The sequence below is a fragment of the Paenibacillus whitsoniae genome (genome assembly GCF_003955665.1).
Classification (GTDB): Bacteria; Bacillota; Bacilli; order Paenibacillales; family NBRC-103111; genus Paenibacillus_E; species Paenibacillus_E whitsoniae.
The window spans coordinates 172,560-198,601 of the sequence record NZ_RXHU01000066.1; the positions used below are offsets into that span (position 1 = coordinate 172,560).

At 44.1% G+C, this 26,042-nt stretch carries 26 protein-coding genes and 2 pseudogenes; 9 read left to right on the forward strand and 19 right to left on the reverse strand.

What is annotated here, in order from left to right; all coding sequences use genetic code 11:
* Positions 1–47 precede the first annotated feature (47 nt).
* The 4 genes from gluQRS to EJQ19_RS21720 form a co-directional block, all read right to left on the reverse strand.
* Positions 48–1,004, reverse strand: a complete 957-nt coding sequence (gene gluQRS / locus EJQ19_RS21705; protein ID WP_206438465.1) for a tRNA glutamyl-Q(34) synthetase GluQRS — start codon at positions 1,002–1,004, stop codon at positions 48–50.
* A gap of 13 nt (positions 1,005–1,017) precedes the next feature.
* Positions 1,018–2,805: a sensor histidine kinase gene (locus tag EJQ19_RS21710; protein WP_164716661.1), complete on the reverse strand. Its 1,788-nt coding sequence runs from the start codon at positions 2,803–2,805 to the stop codon at positions 1,018–1,020.
* A gap of 110 nt (positions 2,806–2,915) precedes the next feature.
* The gene (locus EJQ19_RS21715; protein ID WP_126143338.1) at positions 2,916–3,308 is read right to left on the reverse strand and encodes a hypothetical protein; all 393 of its coding nucleotides are present in this window, start codon (positions 3,306–3,308) and stop codon (positions 2,916–2,918) included.
* A gap of 240 nt (positions 3,309–3,548) precedes the next feature.
* Entirely contained in the window at positions 3,549–3,965 is a 417-nt protein-coding gene (locus EJQ19_RS21720; RefSeq protein ID WP_126143339.1) for a VOC family protein, read from the reverse strand.
* Between the two features lie 222 nt (positions 3,966–4,187).
* Between EJQ19_RS21720 and EJQ19_RS21725 the strand changes: the two are divergent.
* The 4 genes and pseudogenes from EJQ19_RS21725 to EJQ19_RS21740 form a co-directional block, all read left to right on the forward strand.
* Positions 4,188–4,877: pseudogene (locus EJQ19_RS21725) on the forward strand (SDR family oxidoreductase); the annotation flags it as partial.
* A gap of 1,298 nt (positions 4,878–6,175) precedes the next feature.
* On the forward strand, positions 6,176–6,391 hold the full coding sequence (tlp, locus tag EJQ19_RS21730) for a small acid-soluble spore protein Tlp (RefSeq protein ID WP_126143340.1): 216 nt from the start codon (positions 6,176–6,178) through the stop codon (positions 6,389–6,391).
* A 509-nt stretch (positions 6,392–6,900) separates the two neighbouring features.
* Positions 6,901–7,626, forward strand: a complete 726-nt coding sequence (locus tag EJQ19_RS21735) for a hypothetical protein (RefSeq protein WP_126143341.1) — start codon at positions 6,901–6,903, stop codon at positions 7,624–7,626.
* Between the two features lie 132 nt (positions 7,627–7,758).
* On the forward strand, positions 7,759–8,466 hold the full coding sequence (locus EJQ19_RS21740) for a hypothetical protein (RefSeq protein ID WP_126143342.1): 708 nt from the start codon (positions 7,759–7,761) through the stop codon (positions 8,464–8,466).
* 51 nt (positions 8,467–8,517) lie between these two features.
* Here EJQ19_RS21740 and EJQ19_RS21745 read toward each other — a convergent pair whose 3' ends face one another.
* The gene (locus tag EJQ19_RS21745; RefSeq protein WP_126143343.1) at positions 8,518–9,489 is read right to left on the reverse strand and encodes a YpdA family putative bacillithiol disulfide reductase; all 972 of its coding nucleotides are present in this window, start codon (positions 9,487–9,489) and stop codon (positions 8,518–8,520) included.
* A gap of 232 nt (positions 9,490–9,721) precedes the next feature.
* On the opposite strand from EJQ19_RS21745, the gene EJQ19_RS21750 reads away from it, so the two are divergent.
* Genes EJQ19_RS21750 through EJQ19_RS21770 form a run of 5 tightly spaced genes read left to right on the forward strand, consistent with a single transcriptional unit; the run spans position 9,722 to position 14,722 of the window.
* The gene (locus tag EJQ19_RS21750) at positions 9,722–11,320 is read left to right on the forward strand and encodes an ABC transporter substrate-binding protein (protein ID WP_126143344.1); all 1,599 of its coding nucleotides are present in this window, start codon (positions 9,722–9,724) and stop codon (positions 11,318–11,320) included.
* Positions 11,308–12,336, forward strand: coding sequence for an ABC transporter permease (locus tag EJQ19_RS21755; RefSeq protein ID WP_126143345.1), 1,029 nt, complete (start codon positions 11,308–11,310; stop codon positions 12,334–12,336). Before EJQ19_RS21750 ends, EJQ19_RS21755 begins: the two co-directional genes overlap by 13 nt.
* Positions 12,337–12,338: 2 nt before the next feature.
* Entirely contained in the window at positions 12,339–13,196 is an 858-nt protein-coding gene (locus tag EJQ19_RS21760; protein WP_420901694.1) for an ABC transporter permease, read from the forward strand.
* A 16-nt stretch (positions 13,197–13,212) separates the two neighbouring features.
* A complete protein-coding gene (locus EJQ19_RS21765; protein ID WP_241243025.1) occupies positions 13,213–14,130 on the forward strand; it encodes an oligopeptide/dipeptide ABC transporter ATP-binding protein in 918 nt (305 codons plus the stop codon).
* Positions 14,120–14,722 carry an ABC transporter ATP-binding protein gene (locus EJQ19_RS21770; protein WP_126143348.1) on the forward strand — a complete coding sequence of 201 codons (603 nt, stop codon included), beginning with the start codon at positions 14,120–14,122 and terminating at the stop codon, positions 14,720–14,722. The genes EJQ19_RS21765 and EJQ19_RS21770 overlap by 11 nt, the downstream gene beginning before the upstream one ends.
* A 41-nt stretch (positions 14,723–14,763) precedes the next feature.
* On the opposite strand, the gene EJQ19_RS21775 is transcribed toward EJQ19_RS21770, so the two are convergent.
* The 14 genes and pseudogenes from EJQ19_RS21775 to EJQ19_RS21840 form a co-directional block, all read right to left on the reverse strand.
* Entirely contained in the window at positions 14,764–15,183 is a 420-nt protein-coding gene (locus EJQ19_RS21775) for a disulfide oxidoreductase (RefSeq protein ID WP_126143349.1), read from the reverse strand.
* Entirely contained in the window at positions 15,180–15,686 is a 507-nt protein-coding gene (locus EJQ19_RS21780) for a DsbA family protein (RefSeq protein ID WP_478354293.1), read from the reverse strand. Before EJQ19_RS21780 ends, EJQ19_RS21775 begins: the two co-directional genes overlap by 4 nt.
* A gap of 607 nt (positions 15,687–16,293) precedes the next feature.
* Positions 16,294–16,596, reverse strand: a pseudogene (locus EJQ19_RS21785) (HIT domain-containing protein); the annotation flags it as partial.
* A 7-nt stretch (positions 16,597–16,603) separates the two neighbouring features.
* A complete protein-coding gene (locus EJQ19_RS21790; RefSeq protein ID WP_126143351.1) occupies positions 16,604–17,482 on the reverse strand; it encodes a hypothetical protein in 879 nt (292 codons plus the stop codon).
* A gap of 122 nt (positions 17,483–17,604) precedes the next feature.
* Positions 17,605–17,973: an N-formylglutamate amidohydrolase gene (locus tag EJQ19_RS32900; protein ID WP_277600976.1), complete on the reverse strand. Its 369-nt coding sequence runs from the start codon at positions 17,971–17,973 to the stop codon at positions 17,605–17,607.
* Positions 17,963–18,337 (reverse strand): N-formylglutamate amidohydrolase, encoded by a 375-nt coding sequence (locus EJQ19_RS32905; RefSeq protein WP_164716662.1) that lies wholly within the window; start codon positions 18,335–18,337, stop codon positions 17,963–17,965. The genes EJQ19_RS32900 and EJQ19_RS32905 overlap by 11 nt, the downstream gene beginning before the upstream one ends.
* Positions 18,338–18,410: 73 nt before the next feature.
* Positions 18,411–18,917: a hypothetical protein gene (locus EJQ19_RS21805; protein WP_126143354.1), complete on the reverse strand. Its 507-nt coding sequence runs from the start codon at positions 18,915–18,917 to the stop codon at positions 18,411–18,413.
* Between the two features lie 64 nt (positions 18,918–18,981).
* A complete protein-coding gene (locus EJQ19_RS21810; RefSeq protein WP_126143355.1) occupies positions 18,982–20,082 on the reverse strand; it encodes a WD40/YVTN/BNR-like repeat-containing protein in 1,101 nt (366 codons plus the stop codon).
* A 1,144-nt stretch (positions 20,083–21,226) separates the two neighbouring features.
* Positions 21,227–21,376, reverse strand: a complete 150-nt coding sequence (locus EJQ19_RS33090) for a class I SAM-dependent methyltransferase (protein ID WP_420901692.1) — start codon at positions 21,374–21,376, stop codon at positions 21,227–21,229.
* A gap of 8 nt (positions 21,377–21,384) precedes the next feature.
* Positions 21,385–22,101 carry an SDR family oxidoreductase gene (locus EJQ19_RS21820; RefSeq protein ID WP_126143357.1) on the reverse strand — a complete coding sequence of 239 codons (717 nt, stop codon included), beginning with the start codon at positions 22,099–22,101 and terminating at the stop codon, positions 21,385–21,387.
* A gap of 114 nt (positions 22,102–22,215) precedes the next feature.
* Entirely contained in the window at positions 22,216–23,082 is an 867-nt protein-coding gene (locus EJQ19_RS21825; RefSeq protein ID WP_126143358.1) for an SDR family oxidoreductase, read from the reverse strand.
* 95 nt (positions 23,083–23,177) lie between these two features.
* Positions 23,178–23,594, reverse strand: coding sequence for an Rrf2 family transcriptional regulator (locus tag EJQ19_RS21830; protein ID WP_126143359.1), 417 nt, complete (start codon positions 23,592–23,594; stop codon positions 23,178–23,180).
* A 523-nt stretch (positions 23,595–24,117) separates the two neighbouring features.
* Complete coding sequence (locus tag EJQ19_RS21835; RefSeq protein ID WP_126143360.1) at positions 24,118–24,561, reverse strand: GNAT family N-acetyltransferase; 444 nt, start codon at positions 24,559–24,561, stop codon at positions 24,118–24,120.
* Positions 24,562–25,372: 811 nt separating this feature from the next.
* Positions 25,373–26,042 (reverse strand): aldo/keto reductase (locus EJQ19_RS21840; RefSeq protein WP_164716663.1); only part of this gene is annotated, 670 nt, incomplete at its 5' end.

The following is a 26,042-nucleotide window of genomic DNA, read 5'->3' on the forward strand; positions in this document are numbered from 1 at the left end:
GAGACCTCACTTCATGAAGTTCTGTCTTTTGGGTTATTGTGGATGCATTAATAAAGCCATTGCAGTTGATCGTTCGTCACTCGGATCATCGGTTTTCCGAGCTGCTGTGTGTGGAAGCAGGGAATCAGTGCGGCAGCTGACACCGGTTCTGGATGCGCCAACCATCCGGCGAGATGGGCGAGCAGACCGAGCAGCCGCTCGGGCGTGGCGCCTTGCGCTCGCAGGGCTGCGATCGATAAGCTTTTATCCCGTTTGGACATGCGACTACCCTCGGCATCGCCAAGCAAGGCGACATGCGCATACCGTGGAGGTGTCAAGTCAAGTGCAGCATATAACGCTAATTGCCTCGGAGTAGAGTCCAGCAAGTCGCTGCCGCGCAGCACGTCGGTGATCCCCATTGCCGCATCATCTACCGTTACGGCGAGCTGGTAGCTGAACATGCCGTCCGCACGCTTAACGACAAAATCGCCAATCTCGGAAGCGCTGAAAGCTTGCTGGCCTGCGACGGCATCGTCAAAGCGGTTCATGGATTCCGGCATGGCAAAACGGAGGGCCGGCGATTTCTGAACGCCTTTGGCCAGGCGTTCATCTTGCGAAAGCTGGCGGCAATATCCCGGATATACAGGGCCTTCCGAAGAAAGTCCATGCGGTGCGCTGGCAATAGCGGCAAGCTCCGCACGGCTGCAGTAGCAGGGATAAATGCAGCCTTTCGCATGAAGCTGCTGGAGCGCTTCTTCGTAGCGCGGTTCGCGATGACGCTGTTCGTAGGGTCCGAAAGGTCCGCCAACATGAGGCCCCTCATCCCAATTGAGACCAAGCCAGCGCAAATCGTCTATTTGCTGTGTCATCAAGTCGGGTCGGGACCGCCCTTTATCAATATCTTCGATCCGAAGTACAAATTGACCTCCGGCTTGCCGAATTTGCAGCCAGGCGCAAAGCGCAGTGAAAGCATTTCCGATATGAAGTTGACCGGATGGGGTGGGGGCAAATCGTCCGCGCCGAATCATAAGCTCACTCCTAAAGGTGAAAATTAGCATTGACGGACATGTTCTCGACATCACTTTTTAATGGAAGCATCAAAGAAAACGTCATACCGTTCTCACTTGCATCGCATTCAATGGTACCGCGATGCTGCTCGAGCAATTGTTGGATAATATGAAGACCAAGCCCTTTGTTCTTTTTACCCATCTTCGTCGAGAAGCCGGCTTCAAATAAACGCGCTTGTGAGTTAGCGGGCAAGGGGTGGCAGGAATTTCGAATCCGAATGTGCAGTTGATTATCCGTGACATTTCCTTCGATACTGACGCTTCGTTCCTGAACAGGCAGTTCCAGCGTCGCATCGAAAGCGTTATCCATTAAGTTACTAATAACACGGACCAGGTCCGTCGCTTTCATTGTAGTTAGACGAAGGTTATCCATGCGGCTGAACTCGACGTGCATGGCTATATTGTGCAGCTCCGATTGTGCTAGCTTGGCTTGAATAATGGCGCTGATAGCAGGTACGTTAATTTCAATCGCTTTGATTTGATTCTCCAGCATGGCCGCATCATGGACCAGGGGGCGAATGTATTCTTCCGCACTCTCGTACCTTTTGGATTTCAACATCCAGGAGAGGGCCGTTAGATGGTTGCTAATGTCATGCCGCTGTTCCTTGATGGATTGAACGATGGAATTGATATTGTCTAGGTACACATCCTGTACATTTTTCACGAGACCTTCATTTCTCTTTCTTGTGAGAATCAGAAAGGCCGAGATTGAAGCCAAGCCAAGTGTCGTCACGATCGTCATAAAAAGAATGACGTCCGACAGCTGCCCATTTAAAGCTTTCTGTACTTGGCTGTAGTCGGTAGCGACCATGACCACTTTGGGTATCTCTTCTTTTTTATATTTCAAATTCGACGTAAGAAAAGGAGTAAAGCTTTTCAAAACCTTTTTGCCATTGATTTGTGTCACGTAATACACCGGTTGTTTGAGCCGGATTGCTTCCTGCATGTTGTCGCCTTCCAGGGTATCGCGATAATCGTAGGAGCCATATTCAATCAGACGCTCAGAATACCAATTGTCCCTTTGATAGGGTGTAGGACCATTTTTGAAAATTTTCTCCGAATTTAAAACGGCAATTTCCAGTAAATTGTCTTGATTGCTCGCCAGCAGCTTTGTAATGTTGGCATCAACGCCGATTTTGTTGCGATAATGGGAGAGACTGTTCGCTACATTCACATAAGGGTTGATAATGTAGTTCGTTGTCCCATCGAAATACTCTCCCCATTTCCGAATGACACTTTCATCTGTTGAGGCGGTATCGATCGGGCCGCTCCAAAAATGCTCGAGCGCCAGGCCCGTGCCAATATTCACTTTCTTTTTATCAGAGAGCTGCAGCTGCGCATCGTAGACGATTCCCCACGTTTTCGAGCTGGCATTCAATTCTTTTGGATCAGAGGAGCGAACGACCACGAAATCATCGCCTCTGCGCTCAAACAAGCTGATGCCGTCTAAATCAAGCTTCTTGGTTAAAGCAACTAATTGGGCATTGTCGACTTGATGAAAATCGGGATCCAAAGCTTCTTGAATCGCCAGCGCCGACGACCGCAGGTTCTGAGCGATCATTTCTTCATAGGAGGCTTCTCCCTCGCTTTGGGAGTCAAGCAGAGTCGAGATCGTCGAGGTTAGAATATCGATTTTCTCTTTTTGCTGATTCAAAAGAAGGGTTTTGGAGTGATTGTAGTAGGTAATATTCATCGTTACAATGGCAATTAAAAAAATAATTAAAGTTTTAAAAGGGAATTTGTCGAAGATTTTTTGCAAAATAAGAGGGCCCCCCGCAATGATGGTAAACTTCATTATATCGCAAAAATCGCCGAAAAAGGAGGGGGGTTCGACTCTGTCAAGAGGGAAAAGAGGAGGGAGACGCTGTGTTACCGGATAAAATGTCCTCTACGTCTCCCTCGCGGCGAGAGCATTTTTTTCAACGTGTGTACGAATACTGCCAACATGGCGTTTTTCTTATCTGTACGATGACGCGCGGAACGGGGCAGATCGATCAAAGCTGATAGTGAATGGGAAGCTACGTTTTCGTTTAGGGGTTGTTGTGCTTCTTCGACAGGCATGCGCACAGAAATTGAGGCAGCAGCGGTTTCTCGATGACTTTGGAGCAGTGCAGCCATGGTTATTTCATATTCAGTTATTCGTTGGTTTAGTTGGATATTTTCATCTTTAAGCTCATGTATGAGTGTGTATAGGAGTTTCAAAGATAATTTCGGTGTCGCTTGTATGCGATCGGTTTGAAGATCGTCTGCAGGTTGAGCCATTTTGAATGCCTCCTTATAACTAAGTTAGGAATCTATTTTCATAGAATAGCCGATTACGCTTAAAATGTTGCTCGAATATCGTTGTCGTTTTGTCACTTTTCATGATGAATGGATGATGGTATTTTTGTTTACATAATATATATTATGTTTAATTGATCTATTACATCGCGAAAAAGACGCTAGGGAAGATACCCAGCGTCTTTCTTTTTGATCACAGTACGAGAGTGCTCTCCGTTAGCATTAACCTTGTGCCGCATCCATGTTCATGCAGTTAATGGCCCACAGATGGCCGTCCAAGTCCACGAAGCCCCAATGATACATGAACCCATGATTTTCAGGTTCAGCGTGCAATTTCCCGCCCAAGGCAACTGCGGTATTTACAATCTCATCGACCTTTTCCCGGCTCTCGAAGGCCAACGCGATCGTCATCTGTGCATACTTGCTCGTATCGACGGATTCCCTCTCCGTAAGCGTATTAAAGAATGCTTGATTGATCAACATGACCTGCAGGTTATCGCCAATCATGATGGCAGCCGAATTCTCGTTATCAGGGAATTGCGGGTTGAGCTCGAATCCGAGCCCTGTGAAGAACGCTTTTGATTGTTCTACGTTTTTTACAGGTAGGTTGAAGCTTGTGAATGTGGACGTTAATGCCATGTTAAAACACCTCTTCGTCAAATTTAATTGTTTTCATATATGCTTTCTTTTATATAGACGACAGCCGATCCGAGAATTCATCGGTCTTCCTGGATACGGTAGCATAAATTTTAGTAGGGGGACAGAGAAGCGTTAGCCTGAAGCGACTCAAAGGTTTTATTTCTATAGGAGAATTCCATGGATCAAAAGGAACAAAATCGTCAATTAGACCAAATAAAACAAATGCAACAAATGTTTCAAAACGAACATGAAAACGCAACCTTATCCCATGTATCCTATGGGAAAATCACACGGTAAGTAGAAATTCCGATAAGTTTACCTGAACAGCGCCAGCTGAGCCATCCCGGCGTGGAAAAATTAATGGTACCCCTTCCAATTATCGAAAACCCGAACTATAAAGGGAGTGGAAAGTTAACAGGAAAAGTAGCACTTTTTACAGGAGGAGACAGCAGTAGCAATTGCGTTTGCCAAAGAAGGCGCAGATGTTGCTATTTCATACTTAGACGAACATGAGGATGCAAATAGAACAAAGACGAGGATTGAACAACTCGGACAACGTTGTTTACGCATGCCTGGTGACTTGCGAGACAAACAACAATCTATCTCTATTGTTGAACAAACGGTTAATTCGTTTGGACGTCTCGATATTCTTTGTAACCACGTTGGTATCCAATTCCAACAACTAAGTCTGCTTGACATTACTCTCATTTTTACACAACAAGAGCAGCACTTCCTCATTTAAAACCAGGCAGCTCAATCATTAACACTACTTCAGTGGTGACTTATGTAAGTGAGCAGCAAATGATAGATTATACGGCCACAAAAGGCGCAATAGTTGGTTGGACACGGGCCTTGGCTGAAAATGTCGTGAAACAAGGGATCCGAGTCAATGCCGTCGCCCCCGGCCGAATTTCCTAATGAAAGAAGGCTATCATTTTGAGATATGAATTTAATCCCAGAAGTAAAGCTATTGCTAGTAAACCATTCAAATGAAAAAGTAAAGAAGGTCTATATCAAGGATACCTGGCCAATGTCTAGGACTTAGACCACCATACTATTGCTACCCAAGTTTTGAGTTGAATTATCCAATAATCTAGTGATACCAGATAAAAAGACTTCAAAACACCTGATTGGTAAGATGAACCGGAGCCGGACTCATACACCAGAAGGGAAGGAGCTGCTGTAAATTACTCCGGCGACATAAACATAAGTGCTTTCAGATCCCCGTCATTCGGGGATCTTTTATTTCGGGAAGAATAACGTGGAAAATCCCCAAAGCTGTCTTTTTCCTTGCCATTTGCTCCCATCGGTCCGATAATGAATCGCTGTGTTTTATTTTGTGGAAAGTAAAGGAGGATTATGCAAGAATAATCTCATTTGAAAAGCTTTTAATTTTTCCGACGAACAAAAAATGATTGGTACAATGTGTCTGCTTATTTAACTTCTTAAGTGAATACAATATATATGTTTCAAATTACTCAAAAGGGTGTGCTAAAATTATGACTAATCAAAAGAAAAGCGTGAAATCCGAAAAGCAAAAAAACCAAAAACCAAATCAAAAGGGCAAAATTGAAGAGGCAAATAGTAATTAAAGTGGTTAGTTAACAAAATGGTTCACCTAAAGAAATAGAAAAGAGGTAACTAAATGTCCGATAAAACTAAAACTAAGAGAACCAAATCTCAGCGTACTGTAGATAAGGAACTGCAATCTCGAACTCGAAAATCGCCTGATCAGTCTGCACAAAATAATACACACGATCAACCAGGTGATGCTTAAAATGGCGTTTCTGCCGACCCGCAAGAAAACACTTAAACAAGTGTCTTTCTTGCGGGTCATTTCGTTTAGGCTACCGCGTATCCGATAAGCTTCAAGGAAAAGTAGAAGGAGAGTAGGTGCTCTAAACGAAACAAATGAAGGGAGTTAAACCACATCACACCGTCGAACTCGCTAACCAGGAACACCTGATCGAGAATTTGTCCGTGCAGCCCTTTGGCGTTTGCGTCAAAGGGCTGTTTACTATGCGTTTCATTTAGACGTAGATATCCGCATGGTTTTTTTTGACAGAATATATATTCCAAATTCCTGCTGTGTGTCATAGCAAGAAGTATCTCGTGAATATTGTCTATTTACTTATTTTTTGAATAATTGAATTGGTTTTGAGGAATTGTATAACAGGATGTCAATCTATCGTTAAGGAGGAAAATATAGTATGGCAAACCCAGACAATCGTGAAGATAACCCAGCTCGTATCCAGAATGCTATCGATCATACAATAGCCAATCTGCATGAAGCAGAAGATTATCTTGATGAGCATGCGGACGAAATATCTGCCGTAGACAAAGAGAATATCGAAGCCAAAAATGCGCGTCGCCAACAAGCAATCAGCGGCTTCATCGAGGAGAAAAAAGACGAATCGAACAATTAAGAAAAAGCGAAGACCTTTCATGAGGATCGCTTTTTTGCTGGTTTTATTGAAGTTAAACAGTGAAGGATTGATTTTTCAAAACAGCGCTTGGTACCGTCAGATACTGAGCGCTCTTTTTATAGTTCTTGTCTTTTAAAGATATATGTTCTTGTCCTCCGACAAATATTGTCGAATGCCAAGAATATAGTCCGATTAAAATCCGCAGATATTGCGGATTTTTTCTTTTATCAGAACAAATTCTTGTCATAGCTGTGTGTCATCAATTTGTTCCGATTGCCAATCTGTGCCTAGAATTTGTTCTGATTACCGTGGCATACCTTTATATTATCCTGATCCGGCAAGACAATTTAATAACTTGAAAAATTCTCTAGTACCTAGCTTAGACCCGTAATACTTCCGCCCTGTTCATCGCCAGGATGATGTTTTATAGTTGAAATATTAACGATTTCTCCCTAGAAGCTAATACTTGAATATGTTTTAACAAATTATCACGGAAGGGGAACTGCATTATGAACCTTATTGATCCTTTATTTCAAGAAAAGTTAAAAAAGCAATTTGAAGAAATCACAAAAACTTTAAGCTCACTGCCCAAAATAGACTGGAATGCACAATTTTCCTTACTCGAGGAAATCGCTATTGAAGGGGCCGACAAGGGTTGGACTATTCCGCCTCACTCAACTATTAGGGAATGCCAAGAAATGATTGAGGGAAAGAGTAAAGTCGGAGTTGACTATGAATTTAAATTGCACTATGAAGAACTTGATAACTACAACAGAATGAAAAGTGAATTATTATCGGTTAGTTCTTTTGGAGGTAAGTGGAAGAAGCTTCTTGAGGATTGCTTTATTAATTATGAACAGGGTCGACATGCTATTGTAATACCAAGCCTATTTTTAATTTTAGAGGGCGTAATTTTTGATATTGTTAAAAATCAGAAATGGAAGATAGCTTTTAGGAGAATAAATAAACAAATTACTGATGGAAGCATACAAAAGCCTTTATTTACCTCAGTTCGGAGATTTATTGATAAAGCTTTCGGATATGGATATTTTGAAGTTGAGTCATTTAAACCATCATTTATTAATCGCAACTGGGTACTGCATGGCAGAGATAATATTGGCGAATGGGAGTCCGTTGATGCACTGAGACTTTTTAACGCTCTATATAGCTTAACATTTTTTGATGATTTTTATGGTAAAGATACTATGGAGAACGAGCTTAAAGTTATGAAGTAAGTTTTTATAGACTTATAAGCTATTGAGTTGCATGGTGTAAAGAGACTTGAGAGCCACCTGTATCTTGTTTGAAAAAATGTAGTGTGATACTCTTTTCGTAGTTAGTCGAATGGAAGATGGGAGGGCTCCGATTTGCAAATAAATTTTGTGGTGCCAATTTTAATTGCAATTGTTGGTTGGTGGATTGCAATCACAAATTTAAATAGGCAACACCGCAGGAACATTGAACTAGATCGTAATAAATTTAAAAGAGAACTGCAAATTAAGACAGCGGACGAAGCAATAAAACATCTTGCAATTACAAGAGAAAAACTTGGCGATGTACATTTATTGCTTACTTTGCTACCTGGTGACCTAAAAGTCAAATATACAATTGATGCAGCTGAAATATCTTTCAAAAGGTGGGAAAAGCCAAATGATCAAATTAATGATCTTTGGGATAGTGCAAGAAAACCCGCTTACAATTTCTTATACTTCTTTGAGTCGAGAGAAGTTGTACTGAACGAATTCATATTAATGAAAAATGAGTTTCTACGAAAGTTATCTGAAACTGAAAGAGGACTTAATAAGTGTACTATTCGAATTGCTGAATTATACTACTCAAAATATTTGAACAATATAAAATTGAGTGATTTAGAGACTCAAGAGTTAACTGATTATTGCCAGTCTAGTGGCGAATTAATTATAGACTTACTTACATACATCTACGATTTCAATGTTGAGCTGCAAAATGCATTCCTTAGTGAGACATTTGATTACAAAGTACAACAACGTGAGCCGAATGATTTAAAGTATACCGTACTAAAAAGGGAAATAAATGAACTTAATATAAAAAAATAAAAAGACTCCGATCGAATTAAATTGACTCGGAGGTTTTTTATTATAATCGTTTTAATGAATAGAGGCTGCAAGAGCCCTAGCAATATTAAACCCATGAAGTCGTCCATCATCAATAAATACCTTATTCGTAATCCCGCCAGTCACCACGCCGGCGACAAAAGCATTAGGAACATTGGTTTCAAACGTATCTGAATTAAACTTAGGAACCTGCGTTTCAGCGTCTAGTTCAATCCCCAACTGCTGCAGGAGAGCAACATCAGGGCGATACCCAATTAATGAGAAGACAAATTCATTGGGAACTTTAATCAGATTGTCACCCCGCTGCACATAAACAGATGTTTCATCAATTGCGGTAACCGCGGCTTCGGGATAGAAGAGAATTCGTCCTTTCTCAATCATGTTCCGAATGTCGAGCAATAGCGTAGGCTTAATACCTTGATACACGGTTGGTCCACGATGAACAAGAGTTACCTCAGCTCCGCTTCGATAAAGATCGATTGCCGCCTCAATGGCCGAATTTTTCCCTCCAGCCACAAGCACAGCTCTCCCTGCATAGGAATGACCCTCTGAGTAATAATGTTTCACTTTTGGGAGTTGCTCTCCCGGTACACCTAACAATCTTGGTTGATCGTAAATACCGGTTGCAAAAACGAGCTGCCGTGCTTCATACACGCGTTCTTGTCCCTGATGATCACTGCAAACAATGCGAAAATGGTTCAAGAGACGTACGACTTCCGTGACGTGATGGAAGGTTAAAATATTTAATTTCTGTCTCATGACAACAGAACGATAGTATCGCAACACTTCAGACCGGGAAGGGCGTTCTTCTTCCGACAGAAAAGGAATGTCTGCGATCTCAAGTCTATCACTTGTACTATAGAAACGCATATTTACGGGGAAGGAAAGGATGGAATTAACAATTGCACCTTTCTCTAGAATTAAATAATGAATACCTTGCTTCTGCAGGGCAGCACCTACGGATAGTCCGCATGGACCGCCACCAATGACGATGACATCGATCACAGCTGTTTCACCTCATAAATATATAAATTGTAATCTCGATGCACACGTGTGCGGTTTGGGTTAAGCCTAGCATAAAACAATGGGAAAGAGAAGAAGCATTTTAGACCTATGGGGAAATGAATCTAGCCCTTAGAACGATTTTTACTAATGACAACATTATAATATTGTGTTACTATTTACGCAAATCGTGTTACTGCACACGTGAACATTTTAAAAAAGGGGAGTGTATATTTTGAAGAACCGCTTTATTACTTGGATCATTTTATTGGCGATAATCGTAGGTCTAAGTGCATGTCAGCCAGAGAAACCGAAGTCAACAGGGGATGCAGCCGCAAAGCAGGAACTCGTCCTTGCGATCGGCGGTGAGCCAGAAGCAGGTTTTGATCCCATAACAGGTTGGGGACGGTACGGATCGCCTTTGTTCCAAAGTACATTGCTGAAACGTGACAGCAGCCTCAACGTTATCAACGATCTTGCAACAGGATACGAAGTCAGCGCAGACGGGTTGGTTTGGACGGTGAAGCTGAGGAGCGGCGTGAAGTTCAGCGATGGTCATCCGCTCACGTCGGCTGATGTTCAGTACACCTATCAAACCGCGGCCAAAAGCGGATCATCCATTGATTTAAGCAATGTCGCAAGTGTGGATGCACCTGATGAATCAACGGTGAAGTTTACACTCAAAGAGCCCCAATCCACATTTACTCAAATGCTTGTTGCCACCGGCATTGTTCCTAAGCATGCACATGGGAAAGATTATGCCTTGAAGCCAATTGGCTCAGGTCCGTACAAGCTGGTTCAATGGGACAAGGGACAGCAGCTTATCGTCGAGGCCAACCCGGACTACTACGGCAAGCAGCCTTCTTTTCATAAATTAACGTTTCTGTTCCTGGATGAAGATGCTGCGTTTGCCGCTGCCAAAGCCGGCACGGTTGACATGGCTGCGATTCCAGCCGCGTTCAGCAAACAAACCGTAAGCGGCATGGAGCTCAAGGCGTTGCAGACAGCCGATAACCGTGGCATTATGTTCCCGTTTGTCAAAGCAGGAGGAACGACTAAGGATGGGTATCCGATCGGCAATGACGTGACCGCCGATCCGGCAATCCGCAAGGCGATTAATATCGCCATTGATCGTAAGGCACTGGTACAAGGTATTCTGGAAGGACACGGAACGCCGGCTTACACCTTGAACGACGGTCTTCCTTGGTTCAACAAAGAAGCTGTCTTTACGGATGCCGATATGGCTGGGGCCAAAAAGCTGCTAGCCGATAACGGATGGTTGGATGCCGATGGGGATGGTATTGTTGAAAAAGGCGCTTTGAAGGCGCAATTCAACTTGATCTATCCTTCGGGCGATGTGACGCGGCAATCACTGGCTATTGCAGCCGCCGACATGATGAAACCGCTGGGTATCTCCATCAAAGTTGAAGGCAAGAGCTGGGACGACATTGAGAAGCGCATGCATGCTGATGCCGTTATGTTTGGCTGGGGAAGCCATGATCCGCTTGAAATGTACAACGTGTATAGCAAAAAATATGGCGGCGTTGAGTACTACAATCCGGGTTATTACAACAATGCGACAGTTGAGAATTATATGACCAAAGCCTTGCGTGCTACGAACGAAAAAGACGCCTGGGCCTATTGGCAGAAAGCGCAGTGGGACGGACAAACCGGCTTAAGCGCGAAAGGCGATGCGCCTTGGGCATGGCTCGTCAATGTCGATCATCTGTACTTGGTAAAATCGGGACTCGACATCGGCAAGCAGAAGCTTCACCCGCATGGGCATGGTTGGCCGATTACCGATAACATTGAGGAATGGCAATGGACATCCTGAGCGGCTCTTCGGCAGTTCGCACTTGGCGCAGCTCTAGCTGGCTTGCATGGTTGCTGAGAAAGAGCGGGGGATTGCTTCTGCTGCTGCTCGCTGTCAGCTTTATTTCTTTTATGCTCGTCCATTTATCTCCAATCGATCCCGTTCAGGCTTATATCGGAGCCGACATGATGAAAGTCAGTGCGGAACAGCGGGAAGCCATCGTCCAATACTGGGGATTAAACGAGCCGCCGCTTGCGCAGTATGGACATTGGCTTAGGGCAGCGATAAGCGGCGATCTGGGAACTTCCATGATCTTTCGTCGCCCTGTTCTGGAAGTGATTGGCGAGCGTTTTGCCGCTTCGCTTGCATTAATGGGCACAGCATGGCTGGTATCCGGATTTCTGGGTTTTACCCTCGGTTCCCTTGCAGCCATGAATCGCCGTAGTTGGGTGGATAGGCTGATCCGGTGGTACTGCCTGATGCTTTCCTCTACGCCTACGTTCTGGGTGGGGCTCTTATTCATGCTTGTTTTTGCCGTATGGTTAGGATGGCTGCCGGTCGGTTTGGCCGTCCCAGCAGGCGTGCTTGCCGATCAAGTGCATATGCTTGACCGCGTCAAACATATGCTGCTGCCTGCGTTAACGCTCAGCGTAACGGGCATTGCGGCAATTGCCCTGCACACGAGGGAGAAATTGCTCGATGTTCAGGCTTCTCCGTTCTGGTTATTTGCCCGGGCCAAAGGCGAATATGGCATGAAGATCTTCTGGCGGCATGGACTGCGCAATGTCGCTCTGCCCTGGATTACGTTGCAATTCGCATCCTTTAGTGAATTGTTCGGGGGAGCGGTTCTGGCCGAGCAGGTCTTTTCGTACCCCGGTTTGGGCCAAGCAGCCGTGGATGCGGGGCTTCGCGGAGATGTGCCTTTATTGCTTGGCGTCGTCCTCTTTAGCGCGCTGTTTGTTTATACGGGCAACACGATTGCCGATTTGAGTTACCGATTGATCGATCCGAGAATGAAGGAGGAGGGTGAGCGATGAAAATGGTCGCCAATTCGCACAACCCGCCCTCCGTCAAATATAGAGGTCGACGATTGCATATTAACACGATTGCCGCCATCCTGCTGCTCTGTGCAGTCTTCGTGTTATCTCGAACAATTGATGACGAGGGGCTTGCGACTAACTTGGGAGAGCGCAATCTCGCTCCCTCTCTGCATCATCCATTCGGGACCGATTGGCTCGGCAGGGATATGTTGGTTCGGACGATAAAAGGGCTGGCTCTCAGCCTTCGTGTAGGGCTTATAGCTGGAGCTTCCAGCGTCGGGATCGCCGGAATTCTTGGCTTAACAGCTTCCGTCACGGGAAAGACCATCAACAGAATCATCAATTGGGTGACCGATTTATTTCTTAGCGTGCCGCACCTGGTCACGTTGCTCTTAATTGCTTTTGTACTTGGAGGCGGAGCCAAAGGCATTATTATCGGCGTTGCCCTAACACATTGGCCGAGTCTATCCAGAGTCATTCGGGCGGAAGTGCTGCAAATCAAAGGAGCGCCTTATGTGGCTTTTTCCCGCAATTTTGGCAGATCCTCCTGGTGGATTGCCACCCGGCACATGGTGCCGCATGTCCTTCCGCAGATGTTCGTAGGGCTGATCCTGCTTATTCCTCATGCGATTCTGCATGAAGCCTCGATTACCTTTCTGGGCATGGGGCTGTCGCCGCATGAGCCGGCCATCGGCATTATTTTATCCGAATCGATGCGGTACTTGTCATCCGGCTTATGGTGGCTCGCCATTTGTCCAGGGATTTGCTTGTTGCTATTGGTCAGAGCGTTCGCCAAGCTTGGCGAGGACTTGAAGCAATGGGCGATTCTGCGGCCAATCGGTCATCAAGATGAATGAGGGGGGAGGTACGAGGATGCTGGAAGTTCATAACCTCAAAATTCGCTTTCACCATACGGATCGCAGCATGCAGCGCAGCCACACGGAAACGATTCATAGCCTTAGTCTTTCGATTAATGCCGGAGAAATTGTCGCTGTCGTAGGAGCCAGCGGTTCTGGAAAAAGCCTTCTTGCCCACGCGATTTTGGGCATTCTCCCGGCAAACGCGGAGGTTTCTGGAGAAATTCATTTTCAAGGTCAAGCGCTGACGTCGGAACGGCAAAAACGGATTCGGGGCAAAGATATTGCCCTCATTCCGCAATCCGTCGCTTTTCTGGATCCGCTGATGCATGTCGGAACGCAGGTAAGACAAGCTGCAAGGCAAGGCGATCCAACTGATCTTCAGGAGAAGGCTTTTCAGAAATATAAGCTCGCCAGCGCGGTTGCCAAATGGTTTCCGTTCCAGCTCTCGGGCGGCATGGCGCGCAAAGTGCTGGTCTCCACCGCAACAGTGAGCGGAGCCAAGTTATTCATCGCGGACGAACCGACGCCAGGACTAGACGCTTCAGCCATGACGGAGACGCTCGAGCGCTTTCGTGAACTGGCCGACGGCGGCGGCGCGGTCATGCTCATTACGCATGATATTGAAGCCGCGCTGACGATCGCAGACCGCATTTCTGTCTTACATGCAGGTACGCTTGTGGAGACAGCTCCTCGAAAAGACTTTGACGGAGACGGCGAGGGGCTGCGGCACCCTTATACCCAGGCGCTATTGCGTGCACTTCCGAGCAGGCAATTCACAGCAACGCCAAGCACGCAACTGAGAGGAAGTAGGGACCGATCCGGCTGCGCTTATGCAACAAGCTGTATACTGGCCACGGAAACCTGCAGAGAAGAGGTTCCTCCTTGGCGTCAAATCCGAGACGGGGAAGCGAGGTGCTTCCATGCCACTTAAAGGGGCGTCCCTTGGCTATCGCTATAGCAAGAATGAATGGCTATTTCGTGAAAAGAATATCCTTGTGGAGCCCGGTGAAGTCGTGGGACTCTTCGGCCCAAGTGGCTGCGGAAAATCTACACTTGGCAAGCTGCTATCCGGGCACATGTCCACTCAGGAAGGACGAGTGCTTATAGGCGGGAGATCACTTGCTGATCGAACATTCAACCCGGTGCAACTGGTCCTGCAGCATCCGGAGCATGCTGTGAACCCCAAATGGAGAATGCGTTCAACGTTAGCGGAAGCAGGGGAGATTAATCCAACTCTGCTCGACGAGCTTTGCGTTGAACAGGAATGGCTTGATCGTTATCCGCATGAACTGTCCGGGGGCGAACTTCAGCGCATATGTATCGCCCGTGCTCTTGGAAGGGATACCCGTTATTTAATTGCCGATGAAATGACAACCATGCTGGATGCGATTACGCAAGCGCAAATCTGGCAGGCCGTGTTGCGATGGGCACAAGCTAATCAGGCAGGCATTCTGGTTATTAGCCATGATCGGAATTTATTAGAAAAGATATGTTTTAAAGTCGAAGAATGGACAACCGACTAACCTAAAAAACAGGTTCCTCCAATAAGGAAGAACCTGTTTTTCTACGCTTGTGTGCTTTCTCGTACAAACAACAGCAGTGTAATTAGCGCAAACGCCACAAGCGCCAGGAAAGGAATCGTAATAAATCCCAGCCAATTGATGTACTGACCGCTGCATGGAACGCCTACCGTGCAAGGCAGCACTTTGGACATGGCCGGCACTTTTTGTTCCAGATAGTGAAAAAGGGAGAAGCACATCCCGACGACACTTAATAGGCGTGCATAGGGGATAATCCCTCTGTCGTTTCTGTACGCGGCGACGCCGAGCAGGGGAGCGAGCGGATACATGCAGATGCGTTGGAACCAGCAGAGCTTGCAAGGCTCAAAAAGCATGACTTCGCTGAAAAATAAGCTGCCGCCAAGTGCAATAACCGCAATGATCCAGGGAAAATATAAGCGATAGGCTTTCAATAGATCTTTCATTTCGCAGATTCACCTTGCGCTTTCCCGATCGCTTCTTTGATAGCACTATAATTAAACGTATCCTGACCCGCAACCACTCGTCCGTTGATATACACGGTTGGCGTACTGTTCACGCCAAGTTTCCCGGCAATGGCTTCGTCGTTCTTCACATCCTGCGCATAGGTTTGTTCCGTAGTGTCCTTTTTCAGCAGATCCCAATCTAGCTTTAAATTGGCGTCTTTCGCAATTTGAATGAGCGTATCTGCCGTCGCCCAGTTCGTCTGCTCGTCCCCTTGCTTGGCGTAAACCGCCTCATAGAACGGCCAAAAAGCCTCCGGATTTTGATGATAAACGGCTTCCCCGGCCAAAGCGGCAGTTCTGGATGTCCAGGACTCAATTACATTTAGTACTGCACGTAGTGCAGTCATCAGTCTGACACCGTTTATTAAATTAATTGCTTTAAAGTACCCGGATTGGACAGACTTTAAAAGACTTACTCGTTTAGATATTGAAGAGTACTTCAAACTTCTTAAAAGTACATTGATTAAAGGCAGAAAAGGGGGAATAAATAAACTAGCTCCTTCAGATCATTATATTTGGCATAAAATCGGAAGCGTAGAGAACTTTCTTTACTATATCCAAAGATATGAATGGCCAGAAGCTCCGGATTTACCAATCCGCAAATTGATTTACCAAGAAGATCGGCCAAAGTTGATTCCAGTACCTGCCAATCATTCTGCTTGCAGAAGCGACTGGATGTTTGGTCGTGGTTCGATACTTAGATAAATTCTCAAAAGACACAAATATTAGGGATGAATTTGGAAGACCATTTCATTTTACAATGAATGGATTTAAGAACCGTTACGGTTTGAAAATAACGAAATCGGGCTTAGGTATGGCTCAGGTTCATCAACTGATTGCAAATGTAACTTCCGAAATGTCGATGATATATGCGAGGAAAATTCAAAAAGAATCGTTAAATAAAAGCTGATCATCCAAGAGATCAGCTTTTTATTGTATAATAAATGGGAGGGAGAATTCGGAATACATTCTTGTCATTTATCGGAACAAATTCTTGTCATCCGACAAATATTAAAGAGGACAACGCGCTTATCGTATTTATTCACATAATCACAAAATCCGTATTTTATACATATGTCTATGATTTGTCGGATAACAGACTCGTAATGAAGATGTTTCGAAAATTGAATCTTGATATTTCCCTAAATTTGTTATCACCCTACATGCCCCATGTTCTGAAACCACTTTGGATGCCACTTTCTTAACAGTATCCATTAACTCAATTAGCAGGGCATTATCGCCTTCTTCTAAAGTTAAAAGTGATGGAATATGTCTTTTTGGAATTGTTACAATATGCACTGGATAAAATGGACGGGTATGGTGATAAGCAAGCGCATTTGTGGTTTCAAGTACAACTTTGCTATCTTAAACCCACAAAATCAAAAAGACTATACAAAATCTGCAAACTCCTTATTGGGCTTACTTCCGCTTCTTTTTGCTTTAAGTTATCTATTGCTAGATGTGCCCGCCGATGTGTCTGATTCAAAAAGCCTCCACCAAACCCTTGACAACCTCGTCCTAATGCCCATCCGAAGGATATGCATTTATTTCTTCTCATCACTGTAACCTTCATTCTGGTTGAACGTTTCCAAGCCCACAATATTGCTAAGTTAATAAAATAAAAGACTTCATCTTTCCAGTCTTCTGGAGGAACAGTAAAACCTTCACTCTCCAAAAGTTGCCCCATTTCCTCCGAAGTCAAAATATAAGATCCGTTCAATAAATCATATCCCATTCTGTCTCGCACTGTAGGAATATGCATAAAAGGTGCTAAATAATTGGAGCTTGATTTCCAAAAACTTCGATCAAACTCTGACGCATACACAGGAATTTGAAGAAACTCTGGCTTAACAATATCCTTCTCACTTATTGCGGGAAATTCCGTAAGCTCTTTGGTGGTATTTCTAGATGCTTTTTCAATATATTCGAGCCAATACCCACTCTCATCTTCAATATTAAGATGCTTTAGGATTGGCTTTAGCTCAAAAAATAATTTTACAAATTGTTGGTGAATCTCAATTGGAGCAAACCCGGTTTTGACAAAACCAGAAAACTCTTGGTTTTCATTAAAACGTATAACGAGAGATTCGCAATCTGGATGTGGTGATACCATAATTGAATTGGTTTCATTAATGTTAATCTGCCACTCGTTACTCCTTGCGTAATCTTCTATGTAACGTAATATTTTCACTTCGTTTTCTTTCTTAGCAGTGCCTTCATAATGAATCGTAACTCCCATTTTCCGCCTCCACCAATTTATTTTATTGGTAGTATTCTTCTCTAGATAAACACAAGTATCCTGCCCCTTACTTCAATGAAAAAGGGAGCAGCAGTCGGCCGCGGCGATCTACTCCCTGATTGTCATAATATTAGAGTTTTAATTTTCTGAAACACCCTAACCAAACGGATCTGGGTTTCCTTGAAGAGTTCATCATTTTTTGCAGTGACCTCTTCTTCGCCAAACATACGATTCTCTATATATGTCGTGTATCTTTGTTCAATCTGAATTGCTTCCACATTGGTCCATGAACCATATTTTGAAACAATATAGCCCCCCGTAAGTCCCTTCTCATCCACGCTAACTGTAAATCCCTCTTCAATAAAAGCACTTCGAACAACTTCTAAAAACTCATGAGAACAACTCATGCCATGACATGTACCTAAAACAATATCCTTAGTCGACTGGATATAAAAACTATGTAAATCAAGTAAATACGCTTTACGATGCATTGTCAAAGATGATGGTTTCAATTCTGTTTAAAATGGTTTCTTCAGATAGTGGTATGTCGTATAAATCCCTTCCGAAAGTGGATTTTTGATAAACTAACGACTTGGTGTAATCCTCTGCACGATTATTAAGGCTTATCTCCCTGTTAACATCAATCACGTATCGACTATAATCAGCAGAAACAGTTGTAATATTCAATCTTTCCAGAAAGCTATAAAGTTCATTTAAAAACCAATCATTGTTTGACAGTACTATTTCAGGTTTCTTACTCGCTAACATTTCAGGTGTGATTTGAGATGAACCGTGCGGAATACTCGCTATTATTGGTGACACAGGTTTACTTCGTTTCACGTCTAAAGAATTCACTAAACACACTCCTTCCTTGCTAAGCGTAATTGCGTTATCGTGTCCCGTTAGCGGAATGAGAAATAATGACAAATTATAGTGGAACTTTAATTTTCCCTTCTAATTTCTCTGCTTGTTTTATAAAGTATTTCATATCACCACTAACTTGAATTCTTAAGCCTAACCCAACTTCACGAAGCATTTTTTGCAAGTCTTCAAAATTATTTTTGTCCTCTTCAGTTAAATCAGCAAACTTATATAAATCATTATTAGGAAATTGCCTTAATTTATTATACAAGTTATTAAGAATTTTCTTATCATTTTTGGAGAGAGTTCCTAATTGTTCGCCAGCTGTGATACCAAGCCAAATTCCGTTCAAAACGTCTCCTAATTCAGTCGTTACTAAGTTGGGGTCTGACCAATTATTATCTATTTGATTAGCAATTAAGCCTTCCAATTCGACTAAATTATGTTGTACCTCTGTAATGAATATCTGTTCTTCTACAAAATTTATCTTCATATATCCCCAAGCTACAAAAGCTATTAAAATTATGTTTAAACCAATGGAAATTTTAAATATTAATTTTTGCTTTTTGCTCAATATCTCATCCCCTTCCCACTTTAATTTATTAGCTGTAACGGATATTGATCTTGAAAGTATGTGTTTATTTTTTAACCCAAGTTTCCCCGCCATCTTTCGTAATAAATTCAAATTCATCCTTACTTGTATCGCTGACAAACTCGATTTTCAACGTTCCCGATTGAGCGTTATTTATATTAAATACTGGAGCATAGGCATTTCCATATTTATATCCTTTCGGTATCGGGATATTTTGGAGTAACCATGTCTTTCCCCCATCTTTCGTGCGATATAGAGGGACCATGGCTGTATCTTGGTGATAGGTAGCTGAAATCCATCCATCGGTCGGTGAGCGAAAGGAGATTCCCGTAACATATCCATCGATAACTTGAGAAACATCATTAATGAAAATCCATGTCTTACCATTGTCACTCGACTCATATAACGACTTATTCATGAGTCCTAAGGCTGGGTCCGAAGTTAATAAGATCCAGCTTGGTGATGAACTGGATAGAAGCGAAGTATAAACATTTCCAGCTTGGATTTGCTTCTCCCAATCTTGCTTGAACGGTAATGGTACAGCGTAGCTCCATGTTTTTCCTTTATCTGAACTGCTTTTCACGACTATGCCGTCTGTGGAATTATAAAGCGATACTTGCTCGGACTGATTTGAGTAAGTGCCAATGAGTTGCATCGAATCCGAGGCAGCGACTTTAGATGTTGTAGACAGTGGTGTAGGAGTTACATTAGCTTTGTTAGAGCCTGGGGATTGAGCTGCTTCCTCTAAGGAATAAAATTGATGAAGCCCCTTTTCAGTGCGTCCTCCCGCCAAGTAAATATCATTAGTTTTACCCGTACTAAATATAACATAACCATTATCTGCATCGCCCATCGTAAATGTCCCTTTTTCGCACTTGATGTACGCTAGTTTCATTGGTCCTTCCTCAGCTTTGGCGTTATTCGATAGAAGATACGTTTTCCCCGCCAGAGTTAGTTGTTTTGGAGCAATATCGCATGATGATGAAGTCCCTGCCACGATAGGTTCTGTTGCGGGAGTATATGTCGTTGGCGACTGTGGTTGGGTTATATTTGGCGATTGTTGTTGGACGTTATCTTTAGAACATGCCGATAGTCCAACGAGAACAACACAAACCAAAGCACCTAAAATAAACTTTTTCATACTCATTCATCACGCTCCTTTAATACCAACCTTGATAAACTTGTTGTATATTTAGACGTTTTAATACCTAAGAAAGGTTTCATATTCCATACAATCCTCCCTCTTCTGTAAATGACATAGAGATCGAAGCATTTGTATTGTTAAATTGTGTAACGGTTGTAGTCAAAGCATTTCGAAATCCCGAAATTAGTTCAAGCCCAATCATTTTTGATATAGATTCCCATCGTTTTGGGGGTTCGCTGTAAATAAACTCTCTTTAAGTCCATGTTGGGCAATTACCAACATTGGGCTCTGCTTAGAAATACCAGGGATTCAAAGTCTTGAACCCCAGTCTCGTTAATGAAAAAATCGATTTCTCGTCACTGACTAATTCCCGTTGAATGGTATGGCAGGACAAATCTTCAAGTGTGATGTCAGCCTCAACGAATGCCACGACTGATACGGGATAATGCAGATTACGCAACGAGTTACGAAACTCTAGCTTACTTTTTGCGAGCAGCAGTTTTGAGGTTCCCCCGAAAAATAGCCATTCTAACGACTCCCGTATTTTTCCTGATAAAAAGCTCGCCACCGATAAAGGTTTTGTTTGGTGGGTCATCGCAATCGCCCACAACCCACGTGTCTGCGTCGAATCCTCACAAGTGTACTACTTACCCGAGTTTCATGATCGGCCATCATCCGTAAAGCCGCTTGTCATTCGAGTATGGCTATATGTTCTTGTCCTCTGGCATTTAGTTAGTGTCATACACTATATACGATATTTTTTTGTACTCTAATAAATAAGTTCCACAATGAATGTTTTCGAGTTAATTATAAAATACAAATATGAGCCACTCATCATAGAGTGGCTCATTCATTTAACCTAATTATTTCTCACCGACAACAAGCCCTAATGATATCCATCGACCATTGTCTTGGGTAATGAATTGCTGTTCTGTCTCCGAGTTACGTCCCTGATCACGATATTCTTCCCACCATCTAAAAGCATCTTCAAAGTAATAACTATCGATTAGCTTTAGTCATTGGTTTGTGAACAATTCGCAATTCCATTGCAATGTTGAAAAACATTTTTGAAAACTCGTTTTAATTTTGAATCTGGAATATCATCTGGTATAGGTCCTGGTAAGCACATTGGTTCTGCAATACCAATTCATGCCCCTTTTTTTGCAACTCGAATCATTTCGGATAAGGCATGAGGACGCTCTTCGCCTATCATTTCAAAAGATCCTATACTAATTATCGCGTCGAAGGTTTCTGCGGCAAAAGCCATGGATTGGGCTTTCACTTTTAATGATAACACTTGATTTTCTAGGACAGAAGCGCCCCACCCTCGATGAGAATAACGGAGCCAGTAGTGAATCCGTTTTTCGCAAGGTAAACATAGGTTTCGGCGATATCTTCAGGTTGTGCCACCCGTCCCACTGGCAATTGCTTCGCAATGGCATCGAACATTGATTTCCGATGTTCTTCAGGCATGCCTGCGTAGATAGGCGTATCTACGATTCCGGGAGAAACAACATTGACCCGTATCGGGGCAAGGTCGACCGTCAATCCGCGCATCAAACCTTCCAGCGCCGAATTAATCGCGGCCAGCGTGGATGCTCCCTTCGGAGGCCTTTTGCCGTAAACACCTGAAGTCAAGGAGATGGAGCCTTCTTTGTTCAAATAGGGGATCGCCGCTTTAACGGTGATATACTGGCCCCAGAACTTACTGTCAAAAGCAGTTTGCGCCTGTTCAACAGGCAATTCGCGGAATTCACCCATCGCTCCTTCGCCCGCTGTGATCACCAGATGATCGAACTGGCCCACCTTTTTGAAAAATTCCGCGGCTTTCTCTTCACTCCGAAAATCCAGCTCGTACGCTTCGACATTCCCGCCAAGCGTTTGCTTAGCTTCTGAAAGCTTTGCAGCAGTGCGACTGGCTACAATCACCTGCGCCGCTTCATCCAGAAATGCTTTGGCAGTCGACAATCCGATTCCTGAGGTGCCTCCTACTACAACGACGCGTTTCCCTTTCAATGACATACAGATATCCCCCTTAGAAGAATGTTATGCAGATAATCCCATTATAGATTTCTTAACCGATTTTACAAACCAGACTGTTAGCAATTGAAGCCCTTGTGTGCTTCGCGCGCTTAATTAAGACTGAATTTCGTTTACAATTTGACGGACAGCCTCTTCGAGCGGCGTGGTCGGACGTCCCAGCAGCTTCTGAAAATCATTGCTCTCAACTTCCAATGCGCCTTCGCGAATCGCGCTCTGAATGCCAACCAGAATCGGAACGACCGGTTCAGGTACGCCTGCGCTGCTCATGATGCTCGCATAAGCGGCGTCATCCACTTGTTGAATGGGAACTTCCCGGCCCAAGACGCCGGCAAGGATCGAAGCCAACTCTTCTTGCGAAGTAAGCTTGCCTGACAGCTCGTAAATGGTATTCTCGTGGCCTTCGCCAGCCAGTACCGCTGCAGCAGCCTGCGCATAATCGCGGCGGGTCGCCCAACCTACTTTGCCGGACCCCGCCGAGGTCAACCAAGGCGCTCCTCCAAGGACCGCTTGAATGCTGCTGATCTCGTTCTCCAAGTACCAGTTGTTGCGCAGGAAGGAATAAGGGATCCCCGTGTTTTTAATGGCTTCCTCAGTAGCACGATGCACCGGCGCTAGGAAAATCGTGTTTTCACTTGCATTTCCTAGGCTGGTATACGCAATAAAGCCGACATTAGCGCGCTGAGCTGCCGCTACTGCAGCAGCATGCTGGCGTATCCGCGTTTCGTTATCGCCGTCCGTGGACACGATCAAGAGGCGGTCGAAACCCGCGAACGCTTTGTCTAGGGTTTCCGGTTGGTCAAAATCCCCATGCCGTACATCCACGCCGCGGGTACGAAGGCTCTCCGCTTTCTCCGGGTTTCGAACGCTGACGGCCAGATTCTCGGCTGGCACGGTTTCCAATAAGGTCTCTATTACAATCGATCCAAATGTCCCTGTTGCGCCTGTCACCAAAATTTTCATCGTAATCCCTCCATTTTGTCTAATCTATTATTTTCACTTCGTTATAACAATTTTGGTTACAACAACAGCATAATAAAAGCTCTATGAGCTTTTTATTACACAAACTGAGCTGCCAGCTGGCTTAAGTTCACTTGAGCCAGCCTTTGTTCCATCGCGGATTGAGCTTCCTTCATTTCCGAACGAAGAGCTGCTTCAATGTTCCGGCCAACAGGGCACTGGGGATTTGGGTCATCGTGAAAATTAAACAGTTGACCGTCCTCGATGACTTCCACGGCGCGGTAAACGTCCAGAAGCGTGATCTGATCCCGATCTTTCAGTAAGGAAGCTCCGCCCACCCCTGGACGAATGTCCACCAAACCCGCCTTCTTAAGCATCCCCATAATTCTGCGGATAATAACAGGATTCGTATTCACACTACCCGCAATGAAATCGCCGGTACAATCTTTGGAGCTAACGGCGATCAGAGAAAGGATGTGAACAGCAATGGAAAATCTGCTACTGATCTGTTTCACTTAGCATCACCACCGTTGTAACCATTGTAGTTACTACACGACGAAATGTCAACCCATGATCAAGCGATCGTTAATACTTGATTTCAGAGTGATGACTTTCCCCTTATTCGCTGAGCTCGTACCCGCCTTCGGTCGGAACCTGGTTTTAGCTTATCCTGTTGACGAAGCATTTATGAGTGTGCACTTACGTTTGAACAGCCAATGACTATTGGCAAGCCGATACTAATCACTGGGTTTATATCCCCGACCCAAACGATCCGAACAAACGAAAAAAAATGTACCTGATTACATGAATAGCAGTACAATTTATTCTTGCTGATTTATTACTCCTTTTACTGTGTATAATTTGCCACCACCATGATCGCTACGTTTAATTAGGATTAGGCTGGTACATAAAAACCTCCTTATTCGACAGTATTTTACTTAAATTTTATCAAAATCAGAATTTTCCGTAAACAATGTTCGCATTGTATTAGTATATGTTTGTGTCATTACATTTAGTTGAACGCAAATTGGTTATTCATTAGTCAAGATTAATAACTTTATCAAAGCAGTATGAATCTTTGTCGTAGCCATTATACTTATAGAACGCATGGGCCTTGGTGCGCTTCATCCCGGTACATAGAATAATGCTGGCTATGCCTCTGTCTTTCGCATAGTTTTCTATAAATCGTAGCAGTTCAGTGCCTATTCCATGACGCTGATAATCACTATGAACAGCAAGACCGGTTATATGCAGATAACCATTCGCAGACCCTACAGCTAATGCATGAACGATAGATATGAAACCAACGATATGATTTTCAATTAAGGCTACAAATGTTTTGTAATTGCTGGCTTTGCTCATTTGTTCCATTGTAACGCGAAAGTTCTCAATCGTAACAGTACGAACGCCAAGTACATCGTTCCATAAGAAAACAACTTTAGAAGAATCGTTTGTTTCAATTTCTCGTATCTTTATTTCCATGCCATGCCCCCCCTTAAAATGAAGTATTCATGAGCAATGGATTCGACAACTGATGAAGCAATCCTCCCGTTAGTTAAGCAGATCTGGCAGAAACGAAAACAAGCGATGGATTAGTAGTTCCACCGCCGCGCTAGTTCCCGAGGGAGAGTAATCGCCAAATGACAAGAACTTGATCCGATAACTAAAAAAGCCCGCGGTTTACGCGGACCTCATTCGGACAATGTTCATGACAAGAACTTTATCCCATTTCCGACAAAAAACCATGGCCTTGAAAACCCTCTTGTTGAAGTAAATTATTATCATAATGGTCTTGAAATGAATTTTTCTTAAGAAGAAAGGGGTATTTACTGTTACACCCGGTGTATTACCAAGCAAAAACTGCAAGAACGATTACAAGTAAAACATAAAGGACCAATACCACCGCAGCTGAGGAGTAACCACCATAACCAGCACAACTTGCACCCATATTTAATCATTCCCTTCAAGTTAATTTTCATTACGGTATAATCATACGCTCAGTACATAGTTCTTGATTGGACATAGGCCAGGCTTTCTTTCTGGAAGGTAAAAAACACAAAATAATCTGTTCCTCTAAAGGACTGGTTCGGAGATTCGGTCAGGAGTTTGCTGTAGGGCATGCGACGTGACAAGCGCGATTCAGTGGCATGCGGAATCTCCTTCCATCGAACTATTTAGATATTCAACCCTTAGATGTGCTACAGTTGTCGAAACTGACGGAAAAGCAGCGGTTTGAAATACGAGAATCCATCAAACAAGTCTATCCTGCGGGAACTTTCATGTGAAGACGTTCTTAAATAATGTCGAGCTGAACCTTTCTAGTCGGTTTGGGGAACGCCTCATCCAACATCACCAAGTCTTCCTCGGTAAGCTTAATACGTTCCGCCTCTGCATTCTCTTCGACATGCGCTGCTGTCGACGCCTTAGGAATGGCAATTACGTCACCGCTTCTAATGCACCAAGCCAAGAGAATCTGAAGCGGCTTCATGCCATGTCGATCGGCAATTTCCTTAACCGCTGGATGCTCAACCAACCCTATTCGTAAAGTGCCCGCCTGGGCGAGCGGACTGTAGGCCATCGTCGGGATTTTTCGCTCTCTCAACCAAGGAAGCAGGTCGTATTCTACGCCGCGGGAACCGAGATGATACAGCACCTGATCGACCATGCAATGCGTCCCTTGCGCCGCGTCGAACAGTTCTTTCATATCGTCCGTGTCCAGGTTCGAGACGCCCCATCGCAAAATTTTCCCTGCTTCGACCAACTGCTCCATCGCTTCTACCGTTTCGCTTAGAGGAATACTTCCTCTCCAGTGAAGAAGATAAAGGTCGAGACGGTCCGTCTTTAATCGCTTCAAGCTTTGTTCGCAGCTGCCGACGATGCGATTCAGACCCGCGTTGTGCGGGTACACTTTGGATACCAGAAACACTTGATCTCGTATCCCTTCGATCGCTTCTCCAACCAAG

Excerpts from the sequence above, each read along its gene's own strand:
- EJQ19_RS21715 (WP_126143338.1), bottom strand. The coding sequence starts at position 3,308 with ATGGCTCAACCTGCAGACGATCTTCAAACCGATCGCATACAAGCGACA.
- EJQ19_RS21720 (WP_126143339.1), bottom strand. The coding sequence starts at position 3,965 with ATGGCATTAACGTCCACATTCACAAGCTTCAACCTACCTGTAAAAAAC.
- tlp (WP_126143340.1), top strand. The coding sequence starts at position 6,176 with ATGGCAAACCCAGACAATCGTGAAGATAACCCAGCTCGTATCCAGAAT.
- EJQ19_RS21735 (WP_126143341.1), top strand. The coding sequence starts at position 6,901 with ATGAACCTTATTGATCCTTTATTTCAAGAAAAGTTAAAAAAGCAATTT.
- EJQ19_RS21755 (WP_126143345.1), top strand. The coding sequence starts at position 11,308 with ATGGACATCCTGAGCGGCTCTTCGGCAGTTCGCACTTGGCGCAGCTCT.
- EJQ19_RS21760 (WP_420901694.1), top strand. The coding sequence starts at position 12,339 with ATGGTCGCCAATTCGCACAACCCGCCCTCCGTCAAATATAGAGGTCGA.
- EJQ19_RS21765 (WP_241243025.1), top strand. The coding sequence starts at position 13,213 with ATGCTGGAAGTTCATAACCTCAAAATTCGCTTTCACCATACGGATCGC.
- EJQ19_RS21770 (WP_126143348.1), top strand. The coding sequence starts at position 14,120 with ATGCCACTTAAAGGGGCGTCCCTTGGCTATCGCTATAGCAAGAATGAA.
- EJQ19_RS21775 (WP_126143349.1), bottom strand. The coding sequence starts at position 15,183 with ATGAAAGATCTATTGAAAGCCTATCGCTTATATTTTCCCTGGATCATT.
- EJQ19_RS21790 (WP_126143351.1), bottom strand. The coding sequence starts at position 17,482 with ATGGGAGTTACGATTCATTATGAAGGCACTGCTAAGAAAGAAAACGAA.
- EJQ19_RS32900 (WP_277600976.1), bottom strand. The coding sequence starts at position 17,973 with ATGCATCGTAAAGCGTATTTACTTGATTTACATAGTTTTTATATCCAG.
- EJQ19_RS21810 (WP_126143355.1), bottom strand. The coding sequence starts at position 20,082 with ATGAGTATGAAAAAGTTTATTTTAGGTGCTTTGGTTTGTGTTGTTCTC.
- EJQ19_RS21820 (WP_126143357.1), bottom strand. The coding sequence starts at position 22,101 with ATGTCATTGAAAGGGAAACGCGTCGTTGTAGTAGGAGGCACCTCAGGA.
- EJQ19_RS21825 (WP_126143358.1), bottom strand. The coding sequence starts at position 23,082 with ATGAAAATTTTGGTGACAGGCGCAACAGGGACATTTGGATCGATTGTA.
- EJQ19_RS21835 (WP_126143360.1), bottom strand. The coding sequence starts at position 24,561 with ATGGAAATAAAGATACGAGAAATTGAAACAAACGATTCTTCTAAAGTT.